The organism is Psychrobacter sp. Rd 27.2 (genome assembly GCF_001921755.1).
Lineage (GTDB): Bacteria > Pseudomonadota > Gammaproteobacteria > Pseudomonadales > Moraxellaceae > Psychrobacter > Psychrobacter celer.
In genome coordinates this window covers 423134-449286 of sequence record NZ_MRYB01000001.1, presented here as the reverse complement: position 1 = coordinate 449286, position 26153 = coordinate 423134, and the positions used below count along the sequence as shown (strand labels likewise).

The 26153-nt window shown below is 48.2% G+C and carries 21 protein-coding genes and 1 tRNA gene; 14 read left to right on the top strand and 8 right to left on the bottom strand.

Annotated features, from left to right (window positions below; translation table 11 throughout):
- The first annotated feature begins 14 nt into the window (after nucleotides 1-14).
- The 7 genes from rsmD (at nucleotide 15) to scpB (ending at nucleotide 5915) form a co-directional block, all read left to right on the top strand.
- Nucleotides 15-719: a 16S rRNA (guanine(966)-N(2))-methyltransferase RsmD gene (rsmD, locus tag BTV99_RS01870; RefSeq protein WP_075100633.1), complete on the top strand. Its 705-nt coding sequence runs from the start codon at nucleotides 15-17 to the stop codon at nucleotides 717-719.
- A gap of 261 nt (nucleotides 720-980) precedes the next feature.
- Complete coding sequence (gene rplM, locus BTV99_RS01865; RefSeq protein WP_075100632.1) at nucleotides 981-1409, top strand: 50S ribosomal protein L13; 429 nt, start codon at nucleotides 981-983, stop codon at nucleotides 1407-1409.
- Between the two features lie 10 nt (nucleotides 1410-1419).
- Nucleotides 1420-1806, top strand: a complete 387-nt coding sequence (rpsI, locus tag BTV99_RS01860) for a 30S ribosomal protein S9 (protein WP_075100631.1) — start codon at nucleotides 1420-1422, stop codon at nucleotides 1804-1806.
- 235 nt (nucleotides 1807-2041) lie between these two features.
- Nucleotides 2042-3151: a lysophospholipid acyltransferase family protein gene (locus tag BTV99_RS01855; protein ID WP_075100767.1), complete on the top strand. Its 1110-nt coding sequence runs from the start codon at nucleotides 2042-2044 to the stop codon at nucleotides 3149-3151.
- A gap of 148 nt (nucleotides 3152-3299) precedes the next feature.
- The gene (locus BTV99_RS01850) at nucleotides 3300-4367 is read left to right on the top strand and encodes a tryptophan--tRNA ligase (protein ID WP_075100630.1); all 1068 of its coding nucleotides are present in this window, start codon (nucleotides 3300-3302) and stop codon (nucleotides 4365-4367) included.
- Between the two features lie 45 nt (nucleotides 4368-4412).
- Nucleotides 4413-5324, top strand: coding sequence for a ScpA family protein (locus BTV99_RS01845; protein ID WP_083608471.1), 912 nt, complete (start codon nucleotides 4413-4415; stop codon nucleotides 5322-5324).
- A gap of 24 nt (nucleotides 5325-5348) precedes the next feature.
- Entirely contained in the window at nucleotides 5349-5915 is a 567-nt protein-coding gene (gene scpB / locus BTV99_RS01840) for an SMC-Scp complex subunit ScpB (protein WP_075100629.1), read from the top strand.
- 82 nt (nucleotides 5916-5997) lie between these two features.
- Here the strand turns inward: scpB and lolA are convergent, their stop codons facing one another.
- From lolA to rplU, 3 genes are all read right to left on the bottom strand, one after another.
- Complete coding sequence (gene lolA / locus BTV99_RS01835) at nucleotides 5998-6684, bottom strand: outer membrane lipoprotein chaperone LolA (RefSeq protein ID WP_075100628.1); 687 nt, start codon at nucleotides 6682-6684, stop codon at nucleotides 5998-6000.
- Between the two features lie 575 nt (nucleotides 6685-7259).
- The gene (rpmA, locus tag BTV99_RS01830) at nucleotides 7260-7517 is read right to left on the bottom strand and encodes a 50S ribosomal protein L27 (protein ID WP_075100627.1); all 258 of its coding nucleotides are present in this window, start codon (nucleotides 7515-7517) and stop codon (nucleotides 7260-7262) included.
- Between the two features lie 92 nt (nucleotides 7518-7609).
- Entirely contained in the window at nucleotides 7610-7921 is a 312-nt protein-coding gene (rplU, locus tag BTV99_RS01825) for a 50S ribosomal protein L21 (RefSeq protein WP_075100626.1), read from the bottom strand.
- Nucleotides 7922-8672: 751 nt separating this feature from the next.
- Here rplU and BTV99_RS01820 point away from each other — a divergent pair.
- From BTV99_RS01820 to hemB, 5 genes are all read left to right on the top strand, one after another.
- Complete coding sequence (locus tag BTV99_RS01820; protein WP_075100625.1) at nucleotides 8673-9698, top strand: polyprenyl synthetase family protein; 1026 nt, start codon at nucleotides 8673-8675, stop codon at nucleotides 9696-9698.
- Nucleotides 9699-10292: 594 nt separating this feature from the next.
- Nucleotides 10293-11705, top strand: coding sequence for an efflux RND transporter periplasmic adaptor subunit (locus BTV99_RS01815; protein ID WP_075100624.1), 1413 nt, complete (start codon nucleotides 10293-10295; stop codon nucleotides 11703-11705).
- Nucleotides 11706-11740: 35 nt separating this feature from the next.
- Entirely contained in the window at nucleotides 11741-14971 is a 3231-nt protein-coding gene (locus tag BTV99_RS01810; protein WP_075100623.1) for an efflux RND transporter permease subunit, read from the top strand.
- A complete protein-coding gene (locus tag BTV99_RS01805; protein ID WP_075100622.1) occupies nucleotides 14968-16776 on the top strand; it encodes an efflux transporter outer membrane subunit in 1809 nt (602 codons plus the stop codon). Before BTV99_RS01810 ends, BTV99_RS01805 begins: the two co-directional genes overlap by 4 nt.
- A gap of 214 nt (nucleotides 16777-16990) precedes the next feature.
- Nucleotides 16991-17998 (top strand): porphobilinogen synthase, encoded by a 1008-nt coding sequence (hemB, locus tag BTV99_RS01800; protein WP_075100621.1) that lies wholly within the window; start codon nucleotides 16991-16993, stop codon nucleotides 17996-17998.
- A gap of 162 nt (nucleotides 17999-18160) precedes the next feature.
- Here the strand turns inward: hemB and BTV99_RS01795 are convergent, their stop codons facing one another.
- A complete protein-coding gene (locus tag BTV99_RS01795) occupies nucleotides 18161-19138 on the bottom strand; it encodes a glutathione S-transferase family protein (protein ID WP_075100620.1) in 978 nt (325 codons plus the stop codon).
- A 376-nt stretch (nucleotides 19139-19514) separates the two neighbouring features.
- Here BTV99_RS01795 and BTV99_RS01790 point away from each other — a divergent pair.
- Both BTV99_RS01790 and truC read left to right on the top strand, forming a co-directional pair.
- Nucleotides 19515-19591 (top strand) — tRNA-Val (locus BTV99_RS01790).
- A 458-nt stretch (nucleotides 19592-20049) separates the two neighbouring features.
- Nucleotides 20050-20808 (top strand): tRNA pseudouridine(65) synthase TruC, encoded by a 759-nt coding sequence (truC, locus tag BTV99_RS01785; protein ID WP_075100619.1) that lies wholly within the window; start codon nucleotides 20050-20052, stop codon nucleotides 20806-20808.
- Nucleotides 20809-20827: 19 nt separating this feature from the next.
- Here the strand turns inward: truC and BTV99_RS01780 are convergent, their stop codons facing one another.
- The 4 genes from BTV99_RS01780 to BTV99_RS01765 all read right to left on the bottom strand — a co-directional run bounded on the left by BTV99_RS01780 (nucleotide 20828) and on the right by BTV99_RS01765 (nucleotide 25858).
- Entirely contained in the window at nucleotides 20828-21766 is a 939-nt protein-coding gene (locus BTV99_RS01780; protein ID WP_075100618.1) for a response regulator, read from the bottom strand.
- A gap of 24 nt (nucleotides 21767-21790) precedes the next feature.
- Nucleotides 21791-24151: an ATP-binding protein gene (locus BTV99_RS01775; protein WP_075100617.1), complete on the bottom strand. Its 2361-nt coding sequence runs from the start codon at nucleotides 24149-24151 to the stop codon at nucleotides 21791-21793.
- A 289-nt stretch (nucleotides 24152-24440) separates the two neighbouring features.
- The gene (locus BTV99_RS01770) at nucleotides 24441-24854 is read right to left on the bottom strand and encodes a PaaI family thioesterase (RefSeq protein ID WP_075100616.1); all 414 of its coding nucleotides are present in this window, start codon (nucleotides 24852-24854) and stop codon (nucleotides 24441-24443) included.
- 50 nt (nucleotides 24855-24904) lie between these two features.
- Nucleotides 24905-25858 carry a DMT family transporter gene (locus BTV99_RS01765; protein ID WP_075100615.1) on the bottom strand — a complete coding sequence of 318 codons (954 nt, stop codon included), beginning with the start codon at nucleotides 25856-25858 and terminating at the stop codon, nucleotides 24905-24907.
- Between the last annotated feature and the right edge of the window lie 295 nt (nucleotides 25859-26153).

Genomic DNA, 26153 nt, shown 5'->3' with positions numbered 1-26153 from the left:
CGGTAACCCAAGCCATGACAAAAAAACCCTCAAGCAGACGCGCCGCTAAAAACCGCACACCCAAAACCAGCCATCTGGCAAAGAGTAGCAGCGCCGGAGATGTCCGTATCATCGGTGGTGAACACAAGCGCCGTATCGTCCGATTCGTCGACGCCGAAGGCTTGCGTCCGACGCCCGACCGCCTGCGCGAGACATTATTTAACTGGTTGCTGGCTGATATACACGGCGCTTATGTGCTCGACAGCTGTGCAGGCAGCGGGGTATTGGGGTTTGAAGCACTGTCCCGCGGCGCGGCGCACACTACCTTTGTCGAGCCTAACTCTGCCCAATGCCGCTTACTTGAGCAAAGCGCCACGCAGCTACGCTTAGAGACTCATCGTTATCAGGTTATCCAAGGTGCAGCCGAACACGTCCTGACGCACACTCAAACATTGCAACGTCACTTTGATATCGTCTTTATCGATCCGCCGTATGCGCAGGACTTATGGCAGCCTATCTTGACGACGCTCATCGAGCAGTCGCTGATCACAAGTGACACGCTGCTGTATCTTGAGGCGGACAAAGCACTAGAGGAACAATTGCAGCAGTTGGCTGATCACCTTAGCCAATCAACGACCTGCGCGGCGCAGACAGAGCCAACAAACATCAGCTTTGATTGTCTGAAACAAACCAAAGTCGGCCAAGTTGTCGCTGGACTTTATCGGCTGGCACCGTCATAATTGCAGCGTGCTTGCAAAAAGTGAGTGATGAGCAAATCGCTTTTCTTTGCCTCCCCGCTTTTAGCAAAATCACGCAACACCTACAAAATGTCTAAAACCGCTTAAAAACTGGCCAAACGCTGCAGTTTGATGCATAAAGGCAAAAATAAACCCCAATGCAGCTTGCAAGCGTAGGCGCTACTGCTTATAATGTGCAGTCTGTTTTTTGAGAGCCCCGTTCCCAGCTAAACTCTCAACGAATTCTAATTTTAAGGTTTTATCATGAAAACACTTAGTGCAAAACCAGCTGAAGTGACCCATGACTGGTATGTCGTAGATGCTGACGGCAAAACCCTTGGTCGCTTAGCCACTCAAATTGCTACTCGCTTACGTGGCAAGCATAAAACTTCTTATACTCCGCACGTAGATACTGGTGACTTCATCGTTGTCATCAACGCAGAAAAAATCGCGGTAACGGGTAAAAAAGCACAAGACAAAAAGTACTATCGTCACAGTGGCTACCCAGGTGGTATCAAAGAAACCAACTTCACCAAGCTGATTGCACATAAGCCTGAAGATGTTCTATACAAAGCTGTTAAGGGTATGCTTCCAAAAGGTCCTCTTGGCTATGCGATGATTAAGAAGCTAAAGCTATATGCCGGGGAAGAACATCCACATACTGCACAGCAACCTAAAGAACTAGACATCTAAGGAGTCACTTATGGAACGCAATTACGGAACTGGTCGCCGCAAGACGTCTACCGCTCGTGTCTTTTTAGCGAAAGGTACTGGTGCTATCGTTGTTAACGGTAAACCACTTGATGAATACTTCAGCCGTGAAACTTCACGCATGGTCGTTCGTCAGCCACTAGAGTTACTAGACTCTGCTAACGAATACGATCTATACGTAACCGTTGCAGGCGGTGGTATCAGTGGTCAAGCGGGCGCAATCCGCCACGGCATCACGCGTGCATTGATCGAAGCTGACGAAACATTAAAGCCTGCTCTAAAATCAGCTGGTTTTGTTACTCGTGACTCACGTCAAGTCGAACGTAAGAAATTGGGTCTACGTAAAGCACGTAAACGCCCACAATTCTCAAAACGTTAATCAAAGCTATCTCTTATCTTTTTGCGATTGGCCACTTTATCTCAACACAGTCCTATCCGCATTAAGCCACAGAGTAGATTTGCAAAACCTTATAAGCTGGTCACAGCTTATAAGGTTTTTTTATGGCTATGTGTCTAAGACTATTCTACAAAAACCTGCTACACGCAAAAACCACCTTGCAAAGTATTCAGCACTACCCCATCATGATAGTAACTTTTATTACCTCATCTTTATTATGAAAGCGCCAGAACAATACGACCCCAGCAAGCACCCAAAGACTGATGTATCAGGCTCACGCCCTGCGTCGCCTAATCATACGGCCAAAAACAACAGCAAATCACCTGCCATCCCTGCCGGTACGCCGACCATCACACAAAACCACAAACGCACCACACAAGCAGAAAAAAAGCCTTTTGAATGGCAGTTTTTGTTGCCCAAATACTGGGGCATTTGGCTATTATTCTTTTTTATATTACCGATGATATATCTACCGCTGCGTTGGCAGTTTTGGTTGGGCCGTAAGCTAGGTATTTTGGTTTATACCGTAGCAGGCACGCGTCGGCGTGATACGCTGATAAATCTTAGGCTGGCCTTTCCAGAAAAACCAGAAGCTGAGCGCGAGCTGATGGCAAAGCAAGTGTTTGTCAATCAGGGCATCGGGGTGTTTGAGACCTTGTGTGCTTGGTTTCGCCCCAATGTCTTTACTCGTACTGTCTCAATCTCAGGACTACAGCATTTGGTTAATGCGCAAAACGACAATCGCCCTGTGATTTTGTTGGGTGCTCATTACACCATGCTGGATTTGGGCGGCTTGCTAAGCGCGCAGTTTTTCCCTGTCGATTGTATGTATCGACCTCAAAACAATCCATTGCTCGATTGGTTTATCTACAACGGCCGCACCACTATCTTTGGTAAGCAAATCTCTAGCCGCGATATGCGCAGCTTGGTCACCTCAATCAAAGCTGGACACGTGATTTGGTACTCACCCGATCAGGATTATGGCCTCAAACAAGGAGTGATGGCACCGTTTTTTGGTGTACCAGCGGCCACCATTACCGCCGCCAGACGTATGGCAAAACTGGGTGATAAACAGCATCCACCTGCGCTCATGGCACTGCATACCTATCGGCAAACGCCTGATAACCTACCGCGAGGCAAACGTCCTCATTATCACCTGACCATTACCCCAGCGCTGGAGAACTATCCTAGTAATGATGAGGTGGCTGATGCAACACGTGTCAATGAGATATTAGAAGGACTGATTCGTATTGATCCGACTCAGTGGATGTGGTTCCATCGCCGCTTCAAAAACGGCCCTAATGGTCGTACAGATATTTATAAGTAGACATTGATACCCAAACAAAGCAGTAGGTAAATTTGTTATAATTTGCGCCATCAAATTGAGTCGTTGACGTCAATAGCACTCTTTTACTTAAGTAAAAATACTAATATCACTCTAATAAATTAAAAAGTAAACCAACCACGGATTTTTCATGACTAATCAAACTGACGCCCCTAATAAAGAACACAAACGCATCCTCACTGGCATCAAGCCGACAGGTATCCCGCATCTAGGTAACTATGTCGGTGCCATTCGTCCAGCGATTGAGTCGATCCAAAATAGTGACGATGAGGCGTTTTTCTTTTTGGCCGACTATCACGGCATCATCGGCTGCTACGATCCTGCCGTCATCCATGAGTCAACCAAAATAATTGCTGCGACGTGGATTGCTTGTGGTCTTGACCCTGAGCGTGTGACGTTTTATCGTCAGTCGGATGTGCCTGAGATACCAGAGCTGGCTTGGATTTTGAACTGCTCATGCGCCAAGGGTCTCATGAACCGTGCCCATGCTTATAAAGCGGCGGTCGATATCAATACAGAAAAAGCCAATGTCGATCCAGATCAAGGCATCAACATGGGGCTGTTTGGCTATCCTGTGCTCATGGCGGCGGACATATTGATGTTCAACGCCACCCACGTACCCGTAGGCCGTGACCAAGTACAGCACATCGAGATGGCGCGTGACATCGCTGGTACCTTTAACCATCGCTATAAACCGCTCTTTACCCTCCCCTCAGCGGTCGTTGATGAAGACATACCTTTGCTGACAGGGCTTGATGGTCGTAAGATGAGCAAAAGCTATAGCAACACCATTCCTCTATTTGGTGAGCCCAATCCGCAAGTCAGCGCTGAAAAGCAAATGCACAAAGCCATCATGAAAATCGTCACCAACTCGCAATTGCCGGATGAGCCAAAAGACCCTGATGACTCAGCACTCTTTGAGATTTACAAAGCCTTTGCCACTGCTGAAGAAGTCGCTGATATGCGCGCACAGTATGCCGCTGGTATCGGCTGGGGTGATGCCAAGCAAGTATTGTTTGATAAAATAAATAGCGAGATTGCGCCATTTCGCGCGCGTTATGAGGAGCTGATGGCCAACCCCAAAGAGCTTGAAGAAATCCTACAAATGGGGGCGAACAAAGCGCGTCGACATAGCCGCAAACAGTTAGATAAGGCGCGCCGTGCTATTGGAATACGCCCACTTGCCAAACTTAAATAGCTCCTTACGTGGCAAAGTACGTCGCCATCAGGACAGGTGCTAAACATGCAAACCTCAACGACCAAACCATCAGCCGCTTTAGATAAAGCGGCTTTGTCTGCTAGCACACCTGACAAAAAAGACAGCACCGCTATCAGCCAAATACCGCTACGTATCTATCAAACGCCCGTACAACATCTGCCCGATGATCTGTACGTGCCGCCTGGGGCCTTTGCCATTTGGCTTGAGCAATTTGCCGGGCCACTTGATTTTTTATTGTATCTGGTCAAAAAAAACAACGTCGATCTCACGCAAATGCCCATCTTGCCTATCACAGAGCAGTATTTGGCTTATATCAGTGAGCTAGATACCGAGCATTTTGAGCTGGCGGGCGACTACTTACTAATGGCGTCCACATTGATTGCGATCAAGTCTGAACTGCTGCTGCCCACGCCTGAGGTGCCAAGCGATGAGCGTGACCCAAAGGCAGAGCTGATCGAGCGCCTTGAAGAATACGCACAGATCAAGGCGGTCAGTCAACGCTTGGACAATCTGGTGCGTCTTGAGCGCGATGTGTTTTTGGCGATGGTCAGCATGCCCAGCACCGAGGTGATGAGCGCCGAATTACCTAGCTATTCACCAACTCTGTTGATCGATAGTTTGTTTAAGATGCAGTTGCAGCCTGATTATCAGATGCACACCATCAAAGTCGATGCCGTGCCGCTGTCTGATCGCATCGCCAGCATCAGCCGTCAGCTAAGCACGGATGGCGCGCGCTCATTTTATGAGCTGCTGGACAAAACCCAAGGTAAGATCGGTGTGGTGGTCAGCTTCGTTGCCGTACTGGAGCTGATAAAACGGCAGCTGGTTGGCGTTGTAAGTACCGATTTAGAAAGCCGCCCTAACGATGCTGATGCTGTTAAAAGGTCTGCAGAAGACGACCACATAGGACAACTCACGCTACAGTGGCTGGCTTAATAGTTTTAATAGAGAATATATGCAATGACAGACAACCAGCATCAATCGCCAACACAGACGGACGATTATTTAGAGACGATGAGTAAGCATATCGAAGTGCTGTTGCACGCTTCAGAGACACCTCTTACTGATACGGTCTTAAAAAAACAGCTGTCGTTAACGGTCGAAGAGCTGACCCAAGCGCTAGAGCGGTTACAATTACGCTTAGCCAGCGGCGTGCTTAGTCTGCACAAGACTGCCAGCGGTTATCGACTACAAATCTCTGATGATTATAGCGCGCTCATTCAGCGCGTATTTCCGCAGCGTCAAGAGCGCCTAAGCCAAGCCCTGCTTGAGACTCTAAGCGTCATCGCCTATAAGCAGCCTGTGACCCGTAGCGATATCGAGCATGTCCGCGGTGTGACGCTATCGAGTAATATTTTGCGCCAACTGTTTGATAAAGGCTGGATCGTCGAGGAAGGCTATAAAGACACCTTAGGGCGCCCTGCACTGCTGCATACCACGCCGCAGTTTTTGGACGCCTTTGGGCTGACGCATTTGGATGAACTGCCGCCTATGCCAGATATGGAAGCTATCCAAGCGATGTCTTAGAGTCTTGCTGCCATAAAAAAGGACAAACCACGCAAGGCTTGTCCTTTTTTTTATTCATAACCGTTTGTTTTGAGGGCTAAACTTACTGATTGATGACGTCCACACCCTTTGGCGGGGTGAATTTAAACTGGCTACTAACAATACTCGGGGTTAGCTTGATATTGCTAAACTTGATAGAAGTAGTCTGACCCAAACTGTCATTGAGCACCATCATCACAGGCTTGCCGCCGCTAAAGCTCATCGACAGGCTCTTAAAGCTCGCACTATCAGCTTTTGGATAAAGCACGTAGTAGTTTTTATTATCATAAGGCTGGGTGATTTTGAAGTTTTTATCAATTTTACTGGGATCACCCGACAGCAATAACGCTGGCGTGTTGCCTACTTGGCTATCGACATTTTGTTTGGTCGCTTGCTCTAAGTCTTTATCATAGACCCACATCGAGTTGCCGTTGGCTACGATAAGCTGCTGCGATGGGGATTTGGTTTCCCAGCGAAAATTATTGGGACGCTGCACGCTCATCGTACCTGTGAAGGTGCCACTATTGGCGCCTTTGGTGGTTTGGCTAAAGTTTGCGGTCATACTTTTGGTGTTTGCCAAAAGCTTATTTAAGCGCTTAGCGGCCGTTAAATTATCCGCAGGGGCAGCGGTTGCTGACTGGCTGATCGCCATAATAGGGGCAGCCACGCCAAGCGATGTCATCAACACGCCTGTCAACGCACTGCTCATCAGTTTCTGTGTTAAAGTGGTTGGTTTGCTAGATAACGTCATACTCATTCCTCTCTCAACATGCAAATCGCATAAAAATAAAATGTCTTCATTAAAATTGTTTTTTTCAATAAGTGCTTATCCCGCGCCAAAAAATCGACGTGAGTAAACAATGCAGACAGTGTGCCAGTTTTTTTATTACACGCCTAGTCATCGTTTGCAATCTTTACTACGGCTGCCATACACGCTTGTAACTGATTGACGCGCGGCGATTGTACATCATAGACCAAACGCACTGCCCTATGGCGCGCGATTGGGCAAGTTTTTTTAGATTCCTTCCAAACCGGTTGTCTAATAGACCATAGCAGTCTTTTAAACTCGTAAGCGGGCATACAATGGCTGATACAAAGCGCCCAACAAAACACTTAGCTCAAAGCAATTAGCTCAAAGCAATTAGCTCAAAGCAATTAGCTCAAAGCAATTAGCTCAAAACGCTCAATAACGTTCGTGAGAAATGACTGGCATAAAAAAAGCCCCTACTGCCCTCAGACAGTAGAAGCTTTTTTGTCGTCATTTTATACAAATGAAAGATAAATAAAATGACGTTGCATCATTGCTAAGCCGTTATAGGCCATGAATTATGCGCTTTCAACCGATACATAACGACGGTTGAACTTACCTTTGGTCGCAAACTTTACAACGCCGTCATTTAGGGCAAATAAAGTATGGTCACGACCCATGCCAACGCCTTCGCCTGCGTGGAACTCTGTACCACGTTGACGTACGATGATGTTACCGGCTGTGATAGCTTGGCCACCAAAGATTTTTACGCCGAGCATTTTTGGGTTTGAATCACGACCGTTACGAGTCGAACCGGCAGCTTTTTTATGTGCCATGAGAAAATCTCCTTGTTAATGTGACTTACCGCCAATGCGATAACTCTTAAGCATTTAGTGCGCTAGTTTAGCGATAATCGCTAAATAGGGAATTAGGCATTAATGGCTTTGATTTTTAACAAGGTGTACCATTGGCGGTGACCTTGCTCTTTGTGATAGTGCTTACGACGGTTGTGCTTGATGATACGGATTTTTTCGCCGCGACCATGCTCAACCACTTCAACTTCTACGCTAGCGCCTTCAACAACAGGCTGACCGATTTTGACGTTATCGCCGTCAACAACCATCAACACGTCTTCTAGTTTGATTGTCTCGCCTTTTTCTGCTTTTAGTAGCTCAACTTTTAAAAGCTCATCGACGACAACGCGGTGCTGCTTACCACCAGTTTTGATTACTGCGTACATTGTATGACTCCGTTTAACCCGTGTGCCGTGGCTGATGTTATATCAACGCTTCGATAACGAACACGACAGGGAAAAATTAAAGGCAAGATTTTACGGCTTTTTGCTCATAAAAGCAAGCCGCGCCTCTTGTTTTTGTAAGGTGGTTACCTAAATACCATCGTCCGTATCTCTCTGCTTGTCAGTGATGATCAAGCTTTATAAAGGTGTTCGCTATTGCTACACACTTTTTATGGCCTGTGACTGTTTATAACTTACAATCAATGATTGTGAATGCCCAGTTACTTAGTCTAGGGCGTGTCTTTATTTCAAAAATGGTGATAAAAATGAGCTACATTGCGGCCAAACAAGGAAAATAGCGCCGTTAATATCGGGATATTGACCCGCTATTTGATGATGTTTGGCAAAATTTGGCCATTTTTAGCCCATTTAGATAACTATCGAGTGAATTGAAGACATACACTAGCAGACACGCTAGCAAATACGACGCATGGCTAATGCCTAACGGTGGCCATTATAGCTTATATAATCAGTGACTTACAGTGCTTTATTTACTCTTTGGTTATTTTTAATGTCTATTCTCGGTTGGCTGTTAGCGTCTACCTTCCCAGCCCAGCACCTATCCGCATCAGCGCACTACACTTTAACCAACCATTCAAAAACACAGCTATGCTATTATAACCAAAACGACGCCTTTGCTATATAAGACCGAGGCTACCAAACTTTTTTATTTTGACTGATATGACGATTTATTATGACCAGTACCCTTTTAGACACGAATACGCCTAACGCTCAGCCCACGCCCAGCTATGCCGATATCCAAAGTATCGTGGCCGATGATTTTGAGATCATGGACAAACAAGTATTTGGCAGCCTGAACTCCAAAGTACAACTCGTCATGAGCGTCTCACAGCATGTGATCAATGCAGGGGGCAAACGTATGCGCCCACTTATTACCTTACTATGCGCTCGTATGTTTGATGACAACCCATCACAATCAGCCATGCATTTGGCGGCCATCACAGAGATGCTGCATACTGCGACGCTGGTACACGATGATGTCATTGATGAGTCAGGTCAGCGCCGCGGCAAGCCCACGGCCAATGCTACGTGGGACAACGCCACCGCCGTACTGGTCGGTGATTATCTGATCGCCCGCGCCTTTAATTTATTGGTTGGCTTTCAAAGCTTGCCGCTATTGCAAGTATTCTCTGATGGCACCTGTGATATCGCTGAAGGCGAAGTCTTGCAGTTGCAGCATCAGCATAATCCTGAGGCCACTGAGACCGATTATCTCAACATCATCGATGGCAAAACCTCACGGCTGTTTATGATGGCGACTCAAGGCGCGGCGATTTTGCAAGGCAAGACAGAATATATGCAGGTGCTTGGCAATTTTGGCCAGCACTTCGGCAATGCCTTTCAAATCATCGACGATGTGCTCGACTACAGCGGCGACAGTGAGCTGATGGGTAAAAACCTTGGTGATGACTTGGCTGAAGGCAAGCCGACACTACCGACCATCAAAGCTCTTGAGCTCCTCAAGCAAAGCGACCATGAGGGTTATGAGCAATTAAGAGTCGCTGTACAAACGGGCAAAACCCCCAATGCCGCGCAGCTCATCGAACTGGTCCGCCAATCAGGTGCGTTAGACTACTGTAAGCTGCGCGCCTTAGAAGAAACCAAGCTGGCGCAACAGGCGCTTGAGAGCTTGCCTGACAACCGCTACCGTCATGGTCTGTATCAATTGACTGAGCTTGCCAGCGCGCGCTTGCTATAGGCTGTAGCGTCATTAGCAGTGAGATCGTCGCACTCTTTGCCCAATGACCGGGTGATTAAGCGTTTATTTCCGCGGTCACAATTATGGCTTGCCAACGCCGATTTTTTGTAGACAGAGGCGACTTAGGAAGCAAAAAACACCTTAATGATTATAGGGCTTTGCATTTTTAACAAAAGTTAACATTTATTTTTGCTGATTAATAGGCGGTTAGGGCTGCTCAGTTATTTGACATAACGCTGATATCACGGATAGTTAGCACTTATAGCGCTGCCAACATTGCTGATTTTTATGACAATCCGCGATATTAGTCACTTGACTGTGGGGTTACCCCTATAGTTTATAATTATTTATTCATTTTATACATCCATGTTGCCGCTTACTCATAGGTCTTCTACCCCTAAGCGGCGACTAAAACACAAAGCGTCTTACCGCGGTACCTCATTTATATAGCGCTATCAGATGTCCTAGTAGCGAGGTTTTGAAGATGGTATAGGTGCTTTGAATCAATATTAACTTTTATATTCAATACGCTTAGGTTTATTGATAAACTTTTTATACTGCCATTATTCTTTATACATATTGCCGAGGACATTGATGAAGCATTCTACTCTTGCGCTTGTAATAGCATCTGTACTATCTGGAGCTGTACTGGTTGGCTGTGACAAAAACGAGGACGCCGCTGGCGCTGAAGCCGCTCAGCAGCAGATGCCGCCTGCGGTCGTCAACGTCCAAACCGTTACATTTGATACCGTCCCTCAAGTACAGACATTCTCTGGACGTACCGCCGCGTATCAAACCGCTGACGTCCGCCCACAGGTCAATGGTGTCATCGACGAAGTGCTGTTCCGTGAAGGAAGCAACGTCAAAAAAGGCCAGCCCCTTTATCGTATTAATACCGACAACTATGCGTCTTCTGTCGCCAGTGGGCAAGCCGCGGTGCAGCAAGCACAAGCCAACTATCAGACAGCACAGGCCAACAACGCCAATGCCAAAGCTGAGCTAGCCAGCCGTCAAGCCTCATTGGCACAGGCGCAAAACGACTTACAACGTCTGCAAGGGTTGGTCGATATCGATGCCATCTCCAAGCAGCAATACGAACAAGCACAAACCGCGGTACGCACCGCACAAGCTGCTGTACAAAGCGCGGCGGCCGCTGTCGGACAGACCCAAGCGGGCATCGAAAGTGCCAAAGCAGGCATTCAAACGGCTAAGGCTGGGCTACAAGCCAGCACGCTAGACCTCAACCGTACCATCGTACGTGCGCCATTGACGGGTCGCACGGACCGCTCAAGCGTGACGGCGGGTACACTAGTGAGCGCAGGTCAGCCCGATCCGTTGGTGACCATCTCTCGCTTAGACCCTATCTATGTCGATATCAGTCAGTCATCATCTGAGCTACTAAAGCTACGCCAACAAATATCTGAAGGAAAAGCACAGCCAGGTATGAACTCTGTGGAGCTGGTATTAGAAGACGGCTCGGTCTATCCGGTACGCGGTAAGCTTGCGCTGTCTGAAGCCAAAGTCGATGAATCCACAGGCGCGGTCACCTTGCGCGCGATTTTCCCAAATAGCAACAATATCTTGTTGCCAGGCATGTACGTCACCGCTCGCCTCACGCAGAGCGTCATCACCAACGCCGCCTTAGTACCACAAAGTGCGGTCATGCGTACGCCTAAAGGCGACACGCAAGTGTACATCGCTGACAAAAACAACAAAATCCAAGTGCGTCCAGTCACCATCAATGGTACTTATGATGGACAATGGATCGTCACAGATGGCCTGCAAGCGGGTGATAAAGTGGTCGTTATTGGTGGCTCGAAGGTCAAACCTGAGCAAGAAGTGGTGGTAAAACCACTAGAAAGCGCCAATCCAGCACCATCTGCAAAAGGTGCTGAGGCTAAAACACCGCAGCAAGCGGCAAAAACAATGGATAAGAAGCCAGCTGGTAATGACACCTCTGAAAACAACGCTACCAAAGAAAAATCTACAGAAGCCGCTGCTAACTAATTCCATTCAAAGATAGGAAGACTTAGGGATATACTATGTCACGTTTTTTTATTAATCGCCCTATTTTTGCATGGGTGCTGGCTATTTTGGTCATGCTCATCGGGGTGATATCGGTCATCAATCTACCGATCGAACAGTATCCACGTATTGCACCGCCGACGATTTCGGTGAGTGCCAGCTATCCTGGTGCCAACGCCCAGACCGTCGAAGATTCCGTTGTCCAGATCATTGAACAACGTATGAAGGGCCTTGATGGTCTGATGTATATGTCATCGTCGAGCTCCTCAAACGGTAGCGCCTCTGTGACGCTCACCTTTGAAAACGGCACAGACCCTGATACGGCACAGGTACAAGTACAAAACAAACTACAAGCGGCCATGAGCTCGCTACCTGAGTCGGTGCAGCGTCAAGGCGTCAACGTCAACAAATCCTCCAGCAGCTTTTTGATGGTACAGGGTTTTATCTCCGAAGACGGTAGTATGGATCGTGCGGATATCGCCGACTATATCAACTCAAACGTCGTCGATCAGCTAAGCCGTGTCGAAGGGGTGGGTGAAGTACAGGTGTTCGGTTCGGCGTATGCCATGCGTATATGGCTGGACCCTGCGCGCTTGCGTAGCTACAACATGGTGCCCTCTGATGTGGTCAATGCGGTACGCTCACAAAACGCGCAAGTCTCAGCCGGTCAGTTAGGGCAAGCACCTGCTGACACCGATCGACAAGTCATCAACGCCACCGTCACCGTACAGAGCTATCTACAAACTCCTGAAGAGTTTAAAGATATCTTGCTAAAAACAGACACATCGGGCGCGCAAGTACGCCTCGGCGATGTCGCTGATGTCGAAATCGGTAGTGAAAACTATAGCGTCATCTCCCTGTATAACGGTCAAGAAGCGGCAGGTCTAGGTATCTCATTGGCTGCAGGCGCAAACGCGCTAGAGACGCGTGAGGCGGTCGGCGCACGTATGGCTGAGCTAGAAGCCAACTTCCCAGCAGGCCTTATCTCTGTTGTGCCTTATGACACCACGCCATTCGTACGTTTGTCTATCGAGCAAGTGGTTCATACACTGATCGAAGCGATCGTGCTGGTATTTATCGTCATGTTTATTTTCTTACAGAACTGGCGCGCCACTATCATTCCGACCCTTGCCGTCCCTGTCGTTCTACTCGGTACTTTTGCTGTACTGTATGTCGCAGGGTTTAGTGTCAACGTCTTGACCATGTTTGCGATGGTACTGTCCATCGGTCTGTTGGTCGATGATGCCATCGTCGTGGTAGAAAACGTCGAGCGTATTTTAGAAGAAGATCCGCATATCTCTATCAAGGATGCCACCCTACAGTCTATGGGTGAAATCAGTAAAATCGTTATCGGTATTGCCTTGATATTGTCAGCGGTATTCGTACCGATGGCTTTCTTTGGCGGATCAACTGGGGTCATTTACCGTCAGTTCTCCATCACCTTGATCACCAGTATGGTACTCTCTGCCTTGGTCGCGCTGATCTTTACGCCAGCGCTGTGTGTGACCCTACTAAAACGTAGTAAGAGTCACGAAAAAGGCAGCAACGAAGAACAAAAAGGCTTTTTTGGCTGGTTCAACCGCGGGTTCTTTAAACTTAGCCGCTCGTATGAAAACTTCGTTGGTAAGAGTATTCGGTTTAAGTGGCTATATCTGATCGGCTATGCCGCCATCATCGGCCTCATGGCAGTGGTGTTCTTGCGTATTCCAGGTTCGTTTTTGCCAGAAGAAGACCAAGGTATTATGTTTACCTTAGTTCAGCTTCCTGCTGGCGCCACGCTAGATGAAACACAAGACGTGCTCGATAAAGTCAGTAACTATTACGACACGCAAGAAGGCGACAATATCGCCTCTGTTTTTACCATTGCAGGCTTTAGTTTTGCTGGACAAGGGCAAAACATGGGTCTGGCCTTTGTGCGCTTATCTGACTGGGCGGATCGTCCTGGTGAAGAAAACACCGCACAGGCTGTCGCTGATCGTGCCATGGGATATTTCTTTACCCAACTAAACGAAGCACAAGTCTTTGCCATCGTTCCACCAGCGATTACTGAGCTGGGTAACGCCAGTGGTTTTGACTTGATGATTCAGGATACCGGCAACCTCGGACACGAAGGCTTGCTCGAGGCGCGTAATATGCTACTCGGTATGTCTGCACAGAACGACCAAGTCGCAGGTGTGCGCCCTAACGGCCAAGAAGATGCGCCGCAGCTCAAAGTCAATATCAACCAAGAGCAGGCTGCCGCTTATGGCCTATCGCTTGGCAGCATCAATAGTGTTATTTCTACAGCTTGGGGCTCAAGCTATATCAATGACTTCGTCGATCGTGGTCGTATCAAACGCGTCTTTGTCCAAGGCGAGCCTAGCAGCCGTACCAACCCAGATGACATCGGTAAGTGGTATGTACGTAATGATACGGGCGATATGATTTCATTTGATGCGTTCTCTAGCAGCGAATGGCAATCAGGCTCTCCGCGTCTGACCCGTTATAACAGCTTGCCTTCTATGAACATCCAAGGTAGCGCCGCGCCTGGTCTTAGTACAGGTGAGGCAATGAGCGCGATGGAAGCCATGATGGAAAAACTGCCTGATGGCGTCGGCTACGAATGGACGGGTATGTCACTTGAGGAGCAAAAATCAGGTGCCCAAGCGCCCATGCTATATGCGCTGTCTATCTTAGTGGTATTCTTATGCCTAGCCGCTCTATATGAAAGCTGGTCCATCCCCTTCTCTGTCCTACTGGTGATTCCACTTGGGGTATTGGGAGCGGTGATATTTACCTGGCTACGCGGCTTTAACAACGATATTTACTTACAGGTGGGTCTACTCACCGTCGTTGGTCTGTCTGCCAAAAACGCGATTTTGATTATCGAGTTTGCCAAAGAGCACCAAGAAGAAGGCTATAGTCTAAAAGAGGCGGTAATGACCGCAGCACGTCAACGTCTGCGCCCAATTATCATGACCTCACTTGCCTTTGGACTCGGTGTTGTGCCATTATTCCTCGCCACAGGACCAGGTTCGGGCAGTCAAAACGCCATCGGTACCAGTGTGGTTGGCGGGGTTGTCACCGCGACATTCTTAGGTATCTTCTTTATCCCTATGTTCTACATCTGGGTGCGTAGTTTGTTCCCGCACAAATATGAGAACAATCAACCGAATGATAAAGATGGTGGCAGTGGTCCAACTGGCCCACAAACCCCAACGCCTTCTGAAAGTTATCAGCCTGCAAGCTTTGGAGACAATACACAATGAGTGCTCAAAAAACCTTAACCCTAAGCTCAGCTGCGGTAGCCAACATGGCTACCCCTGCCCACCCAACGCGGGCAGCACTGCGCAAAAACGGCGGTCGTCTTATCGGCTTGACCGCCTTGGCGCTCAGTATGGCAGCCTGTAACACCATTCCAAAGGCGGATATGCGTCCTGTATTGGCTGAGCCCAATGTGCCGATTGAGCAAACCTACGGCGCATTTGACAAAGAAACCGTCAGTAGTGGCGAGCAGCCAAGTATCGCAGGACAGCGTTGGCAGGACTTTTATAGCGATGAGCGCCTAAAAGGTCTGATTGCATTAGGACTGGAAAATAACAAAGACTTTGAAAGTGCGCGCCTTGCAATTGAGAAAGCGCGCGCGCAATATCAAATCACTGACATCAATGATTTGCCTGCGATCAACGCCAGTGGCGGCTACACGCGTCAAGCGCAAAATAGCGTCGACAAAAACCCCAACAGCAGCTATAACGTCAACCTAGGCTTGGCCAACTATGAGCTGGATTTTTGGGGCAAAATTGCCAGCTTAAAAGATCAAGCCTTGCAAAATTTCTTAGCGACGAGCGCCGCCAAAGACGCCACGCAAATCAGCCTGATTAGTAACATCGCCCAAAGCTATGCCAACCTAAGCTATAGCTTGGCGCAGCTAAAACTGGCAGAAGCCACTGCTGAAAGCCGTGAGCGCTCGCTGTTTATTGCCGACAAACGCTTTGAAGCTGGGGTCGATCCCAAACTGCCCTCATTACAAGCCAGCGCGTCTTTAGAAAACGCCAGACTGGCGGTACTACGCGCCCAGAGTAGTATTTTGACCTCGCGTAATGCCTTGCAGTATCTGATTGGCGCCCCGATTCCAAATGAGCTGATTCCAGCGCCTGCCGTCAGCAATATCACAAGTCAGCAGATCTTTAATGCCGGCTTGCCAAGTGAGCTGTTACGTTATCGCCCTGACGTCCTACAAGCAGAGTACAGCCTCAAAGCGGCTGGTGCCAATATCGAAGTGGCACGCGCCTCTTACTTCCCCTCTATCAGCCTAGCCAGTAGTGTGGGCGTGAGTAGTGGTAGTTTGGATGACTTGTTTAAGAGCGGCTCGGTGGGCTGGTCGTTTGGCCCAAGTATTAGCGTGCCTATCTTTGATGCAGGTCGCCTAGATGCCAACTACGACGTGGCCAAAATCGAGCGCGAGCAGACCTTGGCAAATTACGAAAAATCTATCCAAACCGCCTTCCGTGAAGTGTCAGATGTATTGGCCACACGTGCGACGCTAGGACAACAGCTCGAAGCACAGTATCGTCTACAAGACAACTTTGAGCAAACCTATCAGATAGCAGATGCACGCTTTAAGGCTGGTATCGCAAACTATCTAGACGTACTCGATGCCCAGCGCTCGCTGTTCTCAACTCAGCAAGGTATCTTGGATTTGGAGCTACAAAAAATCGTCAGCCAAATCGAGCTATACCAAGCGCTCGGTGGCGGTGCCAACCTTGATGTACCAACAGCCATTCCCGTACCGCACAAAAACTTGGTACAATTGGTCAACTTACCTGCTAGCACCAACAAAGCAAAAGCAGTAAACGCTATCGAGGCTGCCAGCTCAGCACGGGTAGCCTCGCCGCAAGAAGCAGGTGCAATCAAGCAAGCGCAGGCCAAAGAGACCGCAAGCTTTGAGCCAACCGCGGTGGTCGATGTCAATGACGATGGTACAACAGATGCTGCGGTCGGGGTGATCACCGAAAAGACCACCTTTGACACCAGTACAGAGACCGTCCCTGTGACCCAGATCGTTGAACCATAAGCAGTCTTAACGAGGGCAAGGCAACACAATGCCCTCTCACCCTAACAGTCGATACGTACCATCAGCCCTACCGACTTGGTAGGGCTTTTTGCTTTTGACCGTGGCTATTGGGTATAGTAGTCAGACCATACTAGCCAGCCTCACCTAGCCGTATCAGACGGCAACGCTTAGAGCATGTAAAATTCATCAAACAAAACAAATATAAGGAATGATTATGAGCTATACCTTTAACCGCCAATATCCTGCCACTCGCTTGCGCCGCTTACGTTATAACGACAATGTACGCGCGATGATTCGTGAAGTGGAGCTACACCCCAAACACTTTATCGCCCCTGTTTTTGTTTTAGAAGGTAAAAACCAGCGTGAGGCCATCTCTAGCATGCCAGGCGTCGAGCGCCTATCTATCGATCTGCTGATCGATTATGCCAAAGCGCTATTAAATGAGGGCGTCACAACCATCGATATCTTTCCCGTCATTGACAACGCCCTAAAAACCCCAGACGGCAAAGCAGCCTACGATAAAAATGGCCTGACAGCGCGCGCAGTAAAAGCCGTAAAAGACGCCGTACCAGAAATGGTGGTGATGACTGACGTGGCACTGGACCCGTATACTTCACATGGCCAAGATGGTCTGCTCGACGATAGTGGCTATGTCATCAACGATGCCACCATCGAGGTATTGGTCAAGCAAGCCCTCGTCCATGCACAGGCTGGCGCTGATATCATCTCACCAAGTGACATGATGGATGGCCGTATCAAAGCCATGCGTGATGCCTTTGAGAGCGAAGGTCTTGTCAATACCGCTATCATGGCTTATTCTGCCAAATACGCCTCGGCTTATTATGGACCATTCCGTGATGCTGTCGGCAGTGCAGGCAACCTAAAAGGTGGGCACAAAAAACAATACCAAATGGACTTTGGTAACCGCGCCGAGGCTCTACACGAGGTGGCCATGGACATCAACGAAGGCGCCGATATGGTGATGATCAAGCCCGGTCAGCCCTATCTGGATTTGATTCGCGAAGTCAAAAACACCTTTGGCGTGCCGACTTTTGCTTATCAAGTATCTGGCGAATATGCCATGCACATGGCCGCGATTCAAAATGGCTGGCTGACTGATGCGGTGATCTTAGAGTCTTTAATTGGCTTTCGCCGCGCGGGTGCCGACGGCATCTTGACCTATTTTGCCTTAGAGGCAGCGCGTCAGTTAAACAACGCTTAAAGATAAGTTTAATCAATAACTTATCATTCAAAAACGCCCCAGCTAACATCGGTTAGCTAGGGCGTTTTTTGTTGTGATATTTTTTATCAGTATCAGTTAACCTCTGCCTGCGAACCTCTTAAACACACAGACAATTTGATAAATAGTCACTTTAAGACAGACTTATGCCTTATCACGCTGATGTGGTGAATGAAAATCAATCGCAGGCCCGACAGGGACGATACGTGTTGGGTTGATATTGGTATGACTACCATAATAGTGCTGCTTGATATGCGTCATATTGACCGTCTCTGCGACGCCTGGCACTTGATACAACTCTCGCAGATAGCCCCACAGATTGGGGTAATCAACAATACGGCGTATGTTGCATTTAAAATGACCAAAATACACACTATCAAAACGAACAAGCGTGGTAAATAAGCGCCAATCTGCTTCTGTGATCGTCTGGCCGACCAAGTAGCGCTGCTGGGACAAGCGCGCCTCGAGCATGTCTAACGCCTCAAATAGCGCCGTCACTGCCTCTTCATAAGCAGCTTGCGTGGTAGCAAACCCTGCCTTATAGACGCCATTGTTTACCGCTGTATAGACCCTATCGTTGATCTCATCGATTTCGGCTATCTTCTCTGCTGGTAAAAAGTTACCAGCACGCGCGCCGACCTCATCAAAGGCGGTGTTAAACATACGGATGATCTCTGATGACTCATTGCTGACGATGGTGTTGGTTTTTTTATCCCACAAGATAGGCACCGTGACGCGCCCTGTATAATCAGGCTTCGCCGCAACATATATCTCATAAGCATAATCGGCATCGTGTAGCGGATCAGCAATCAAGCCCTCGCCCGCGGCAAACGTCCAGCCCTTATCACCCATAAATGGATGCACAACCGACAACGACACCATATCCTCCAAGCCCTTGAGCTTACGATAAATGGTGGTGCGATGCGCCCAAGGGCAAGCCAGCGATACATACAGATGATAACGGTTTGGCTCGGCTTTAAAACCGCCTACCCCTGATGGGCCTGCGCTACCGTCTGCGGTCACCCAATTTCTAAAGCCTGCGTCCTCACGCTGAAAACGCCCCCCACTGGATTTTGTGTCATACCACTGATCTTGCCACTTTCCCTCGACTAATAATCCCATAACCTATCCCATTCTACGTTAATATCATCATAGCCTTGTCACCGTCATCATTGAGTCCTGACATCAAACAAAACAGTCTGTACAACGACCTCTGATCAAAACCATTGCTCTTTTATGAAAACTACTGAGCCTTTATGAAAATCATAGTAACATCAATGCCGGTGATATCTCTATGCAGCTTTATTATTAATGCTTATCACCCACAAAACACCAACCAAACGCATCAGATAAATCGCTGGTAGTCGCCAAACTGTAGATAAAAGGCCATAAAAAGCTTCAATATCGAAGGGATTATAAGTATTTGCATAATAATTCAATTTTTTTATAAAAAAGGCTTGCAAAGTCTTAAAAACTTGCTAAAATGCTCAACCTAAATAGGCGTATAGCTCAGTTGGTTAGAGCGCTACCTTGACATGGTAGAGGTCGCTAGTTCGAATCTAGTTACGCCTACCAGATTCGAAAAGCCCCAATCTTTATGATTGGGGCTTTTTTTATGTATCCCGTTCTGAAAGAAGAAGGCACTACTTATCATTCGCTATTTTCTTGACAGCTTTAGCTTTGAATTCGTCACTGCAGGCTCTCACGTTCTTGATCATAGCAAGCTCCGATTAATGGGCTTAGTTTATCAAGTTTCTCTCTACGATTTTTTCAGCATGGCTCAGTCTGATAGTAGCTGTCATTTTCAGCGAGACGTTAAAAAAGCGATTTCGTCATTACTACATAAAAGAGGTACACTGTATATATTCGCTAAACTGACATAAATTTTCTTGCGTGCTGTGCCTGCGCCGACAGGTGCTGCGTAAAACTTATCTCAGTCTCGCTGTATCCTGTTTATATTGACCTGACTATATATAAAAACAGCTGATGTATAATGGGTATAAAATGATAGCCTCTACAGATGGGTAAAACATATGAATATCGAAAGTGATAACGTCGACCAAGTAGATATTATTTATGAAGATGAGTTTTTGGTGGCGATTAATAAAGAGGCGGGGCTATTGGTGCATCGCAGCTGGCTGGATAAAGGCGAGACGCGCTTTGCTTTGCAGCTGACCCGTGATGCCGTAGGCTGTCATGTGTTTCCCGTACATCGTCTGGATCGGCCGACGTCAGGGGTATTACTGTTTGCCAAAAATGCGGACGTGGCGCGCACGTTGACTGAGGCTTTTACTACGCGCAAGGTAACCAAGCAGTATTTGGCGGTGGTACGCGGCTTTATGCCAGAGCAAGGCTCTGTCGATCATGCGCTAAGCTTTCAGCCAGACGCCATCGCCGATAAGTTTGCCAATGTGGACAAACCTGCTCAAGAAGCGGTGACTCATTGGCAACGCTTAGCACAGATCGAGCTGCCATTTGCCGTATCAAAAAAACACAACACCAGCCGCTACAGTCTCATGCGCTTGATGCCCGTCACTGGCCGCAAGCATCAGTTGCGCCGGCATATGAAGCATTTGTTTCACCCCATCGTGGGTGATACCAGTCACGGCGATGGACGGCACAATCGATTTTTTCGTACTCAGTATGATTGCACGCGCATGCTACTGCATGCTCACAGTTTGGCGCTCAGCCACCCTGTCACCGGTGAGCCACTGCTACTAAAAGCGGGACTGGACGAGCAGTGGCGTCACATCATAGAGACCTTTGCTTGGACAGCGAGTATTACAGACTAGGCGCAGGTATCCATCGGTGCTATTTACCGATGCGCCAGCTTTTTATTTTGGTAAAAAAACCTTTTATTCTCTCAGAAAAGCTAAACGCCTCGGACGCAGGCACCGCCTCGACCTGATGGCGCGCTGCCAGTATTGGTTGCTGGAGTAGTCGCTCATGATGATCAAAGGCGCGATCCAGACTGATACTCATCATAGAAAAATTGGTCGGTCGTGGTAAGCAGCGATACACTTGACCCTTATTGATTAAATCAATCACCATATGAGCATCTTTAAATTCAGTCAACATCAACACCATCAAATCTGGCTGGATGTTTTTTAGGGCATAAACCACAGGCGTGATGTTTTCTTCGTTGAGCGTGGCGTCAGTAATGGTGACCCCAAAGCGCTTTTTTTGTAATAAGCTTGCTGCCTGCTCAAGCGTGTTTGCCCAGCTCACTGTATAGGAACCCTTAAAATGACTTTTTATTTGCTGATAGACATGCTCGTCATCGTCTAATACCAGTAGATGGCGCTTGCCAGCTGCATTACTGTATGCAGGGTGAGACAGTGCTGTGTCCCCAAAAACACTCGGGGCAATGTCTTGTGTTTGTTGAGCAATCTCTGTCGCTTTGTTGATGACGTCTTTTAGCTCATCATTTTGCCAAGGTTTGGTGATATAACGATAAATCTCGCCTTCATTGACCGAATCAATCACCGCGTTTAGATCGGCATAACCGGTCAATAAAATACGAATGGTGTTTGGCGATTTCTCTTTGATATCACGCAGCACTTCTGTCCCTTGCTTATCTGGCATACGCTGATCACTGATGACCACTTGGACATCGTGGCGGCTGACATACGCCATCAGCTCAGCGGCATCGGTGGTGGTAAACACATCGTGCGACTGGCGAAAGTGCATCTTTAAGCTGCGTAAGATGCGCGGCTCATCGTCGATAAAGGCGATCTTTGGTTTTTGCATGTCATTCTCTTTATAGTTTTAAGTCTATTCATTTTCAAATAAAGCTCGAGCTGGTTTGCTCTTATCAGCAGTCGACTGCACAGGCAGCAGCAGCGTAAACGTCGTGCCCTCCCCAACGACTGAGCTGACCTCCATACGTCCATGATGCTGCTCCATGATTTGCGCGCTAATAGCCAGCCCTAGGCCTGTGCCTTCACCGGCTTTTTTGGTGGTAAAAAATGGCTCAAAAATCTGTACCAGCTTACTCTCCTCAATGCCCACGCCATTGTCTTTGACACTCACGGCTAGGTACTGCTGGGTGTCATCGACAGATGACGTAATATGCAATGTGCCTTTACGATCGGCTGGCATGGCTTGAGCGGCATTATTAAATAGGTTTAATAACACTTGGTTGATTTGTGAAGGGTTGCATTGAATCAACGGCAGCTCGGCAAGCTCTGTGCTGACGTCTAGGGTTTTTAGATTGTTTCGCGCCATGACAAGGGAGGTGGTGATACAGTCATTGATATCGACTTCTTTGACTTTAGATTCATCAATTCGAGAAAAATCACGCAAGCTGACGACCAGCTCTGCAATCTGATCGACGCCGTACAGCCCGTCTTTAATCAAATCGGCCAAATCCTCACTGACCTCATCTTCTTTGATTGCCTCGCAGCATTGTAAGGTTTGCGCTATCAGTTGCTCGGTTTTTTCTGGCGGGGTATTTGGCGCTTTTAAGGCCTGCAATAACTGCTCGGTATGCTGTATCAGCTCATCAAAACGCCCAAGATTATCACCCACCAATTCCATATTGCTACGCACATAGCCAAGCGGGGTATTGACCTCGTGTGCCACGCCTGCCACCATCTGGCCGAGCGTGGCCATTTTTTCGGAGCGTACCAGCTGCACTTGTGAGGCTTTTAGCTCATTCATGGCTTGCTGTAGGTCTTGGGTTCGAGCTGCGACTTGCTTTTCTAGATGGACATTGATTTCAGCCAGTGCGCCTTCGTTTTCGACGATACGGTCGATCAACTGATTGGTTTGTTCACTGATGACATGGATTTCACTGACCGCTGAGGCTGGCAGTTTGTGCGCGCTTAACTGCTGATATTGTTTTTGTTCAATCAGCGCACCCATGTCAGCCACAGCATCGGCCATCCGCTTGAGCGGCCGCGTGAAGTAGCGACGAAACACCCATGCGGTCAATAACAAGATCGGTATAAAACCCAACAACATGGCCTGAATCAGCTTGTCAGACAACGCATTTGCCACGCTCATCATATCGTTATCAGGCTTGACGACGACCATCTTCCAATAGGTAAACGGCAGACGAAAGACAAAGGCGGTCGCCGGCTGCTGCAATATAAAATCATCGGGCACAGCGATGGTCTCAACCAAATGACTGTCTACAAGCGCAAACGTCTGATCGATATTTAATAGCAGTAAAGCAGAGAGCAGTTTGGACTCTTGCTCGCTAATCTTGTCTAGATTGGTGGTGCTCAAGATACTACGAGCAGCGAGGGTAAAGCGGCCTTCATCTTTTGCCAGTGCTTCATCGATCAGCTGATGATTGATACGCTCTAAGCTGTCCGCAATCGGCGCAAAACCAGGACTTTGGGCGGCCAGCTGCCGTGCCGTGACTACCTCACCTTGCGGATTATTCTCAGTCGTTTGTGTGACCTTCGATTGCTCTGGAAAGGCCAAAAACCGGTTGTCCAAATCGACCAAAAACACATAGCCACCGAGTTTGTCTTGCCACTTTTTCATGGCAGCACCGAGATTATCCAGCAACAAATTAAAGCTCACCACCCCATCAAACGCCTGATTGCGACTGTCATACAGCGCCTTGGCACAGGTCATTACCCGCTGGTTGCTCACAGGATCGACGTAGGCTCGGCTCCAGACGCAGTGGTCGTGCCGCGCATACATCGCAGGGATGTACCACCAGTCCCGATAATACGGGGTTGGCGTTTGACGGGCTTGATTATAACGCGTCAATGGTTGCATCACGCCTGACGTATCTCGCGCCCAGACAAACGACTGGCGTTCGCGGCCCTGTACATACATATTGGGATCAAACCACACACCGCCGCCCACGATACGCGCATCCGTCTGCTGCATGAGGTTGCCAAAGGTTTGTTTATAAATGTCATCTTGTTTTGGCAAGCCGCCTGCCATCGTGCTGGTGGCTTTGGCCAGTCCATCGACATGATTGATACTGGCCATGATGCTATTGATGGCTTCGTTGCCGGTTTCTACGACTATCTCTGACGTCATCGCTAGAATGCGCGGTTTGGCTTGGGTTTGTATGACCCAGTACACCAATAAAATAATCAACAAAAAAGCCAGTGCCAAAATAACCAAGATACGAGTGGAAATACTGCCAAACCGACCAACAACCTTCATAAACATCCCTAATAGCTATGCGTTGACTGCTATCGCCATATCAATAAATAACTAAAGATATGAGTGTGATGCAACCACGATTTATCGTGAGCACAAGGATACGACGCCGTTATGACAATATGATGACAAAACTGGTGTTTACTATTATTCAGACCATACAAATAAAAAAGCCCTCAGCAGTGACGCTAAGAGCTTTTTTAGAAAACAACAATAAACTTTACTTCACTAATGTTTTAGATGGTAGTAATTCAGATAATAGTACTTTAAATGATTTGTTGTATGACTGGCATTATGTGAGCGCTGGTGGCACCGAGTACGTTCCGACGACATGAGCCACCATATTACTTGAGCCTTCTGAATACAGCGACACCTCACCCACTATGAGGGTGCGCCCCACTTTTATCAGGGTACACTCCGCTATGATGCGAGCCTCAGACGAGGGTTTTCGCAAAAAATTAATCGTCAAACTGGTGGTCACGGTCAAAGGTACGATGCCGATCCTACCGAGGATGGCCACATAAATTGCCACATCCGCGATGCTCATCAATACAGGCCCTGATACTGTCCCACCTGGGCGCAGCTCATCTATGCCAATATCATGTGATAGTACTGCCCCTTTATCATCTACCGACTCGACCACGCATTTGGTCTGCGGAAACTCTGCTGCCATAAAGGCGACGATCTGTTCTTTAGTTGCCGACATATACGCTCCTTGTTCAGCGGTTCTTATTCCTTTATAAGTTACTTTTTTACTTATTGCTTATCACTGTCTTTTGCTGCTCGTGCCGTCACTCTTACCCCGCCCCACGTCACCAAAACCACACCTATCGCAATCAGTGAAGCGCCTAAAAACAACCCCTCAGGCGGCGTCTCTTTTTGCAAAAAAATAGCGATTGGCACGCCGACGACCGCGCCCACCGCGCCCAATAAGCTAAGCAGCACTGGGCCACCCGTCTTTTGTAATAAAAACAATAGCAAAAACTGCCCAGCAAAGAGCCACGCTTGTAAGACAATTACAGCAATCGGCAGCCATCCTGTATGCGGTAACGCCACTGAAAAGCCCGGCAACGCTGCACACAATAATAACAGCAGTGCCGCCGCCAACAGCATCCCTGGTGCTAGCGCATTGGGAGAGGCACCCGTAGGCCAGCGCAACGTGCGGTAAATATTACCCACTGCCAGCAGCACTGGGCCACACAGCGCGATCAATACCCAAAACATACTGGTGTCTGGCGCAGAGAATTTATGTACCGCCAGCACTCCCGCCCCCAGTAGCGCAGCCCCCACACCAAACGCACGACTGACATCAAAGCGCTCCATGCGTAAAGTAAGCGCGGCCAGATAAGTAAGCAGCGGCGGCAACGACACAATCAGCGCCACAAACCCTGCACCGACATGAGGAATGGCCAAAAATAGCAACAAATTAGACCCCGCCACACTGACCAAAGCGGCGATAAAATAATACTCAAAGCTGCGTTTATTCAATGGTGGCAACTCGTGCCTAAGTACAGCCATCACCAACAGTATGAGAGCGGCACCTGCTATCGACCAAAACAAAAACGCCAATGGTGTCAGCCCCACCATTCCTGCATATTTTGCCACATTGGTCGAAACACCGATCAGTGCTCCACCCGCCAACAGACATAGCACGGGGACAAGCCATGTTGCTTTACCCGCACGTATGGGCGGCGTCTTGCGTGTACTCATCGGCTATCCTATCGGATCGTATTTTATCGTTGATCGTCATACTCATACGGTTTCATTCCGATGATGATTGGCCCCACCAGCGTAAGGGCTGCGGTAAAACCCTTGCCAATATGAAAAAACATCCATGTTTCACCCATTAATAATGCTTTAGAACGACTACCATAGCACATATCTTTGTGACTCCATCAGGTAATCCACCAAGCAGCTGTCAAGCGTAACCATCAAAAGCAAAAAAGAGTAAGACACCATGCCTTACTCTTTCACTTATGCGCTTTCATTTGGCGCCTTTAATCGT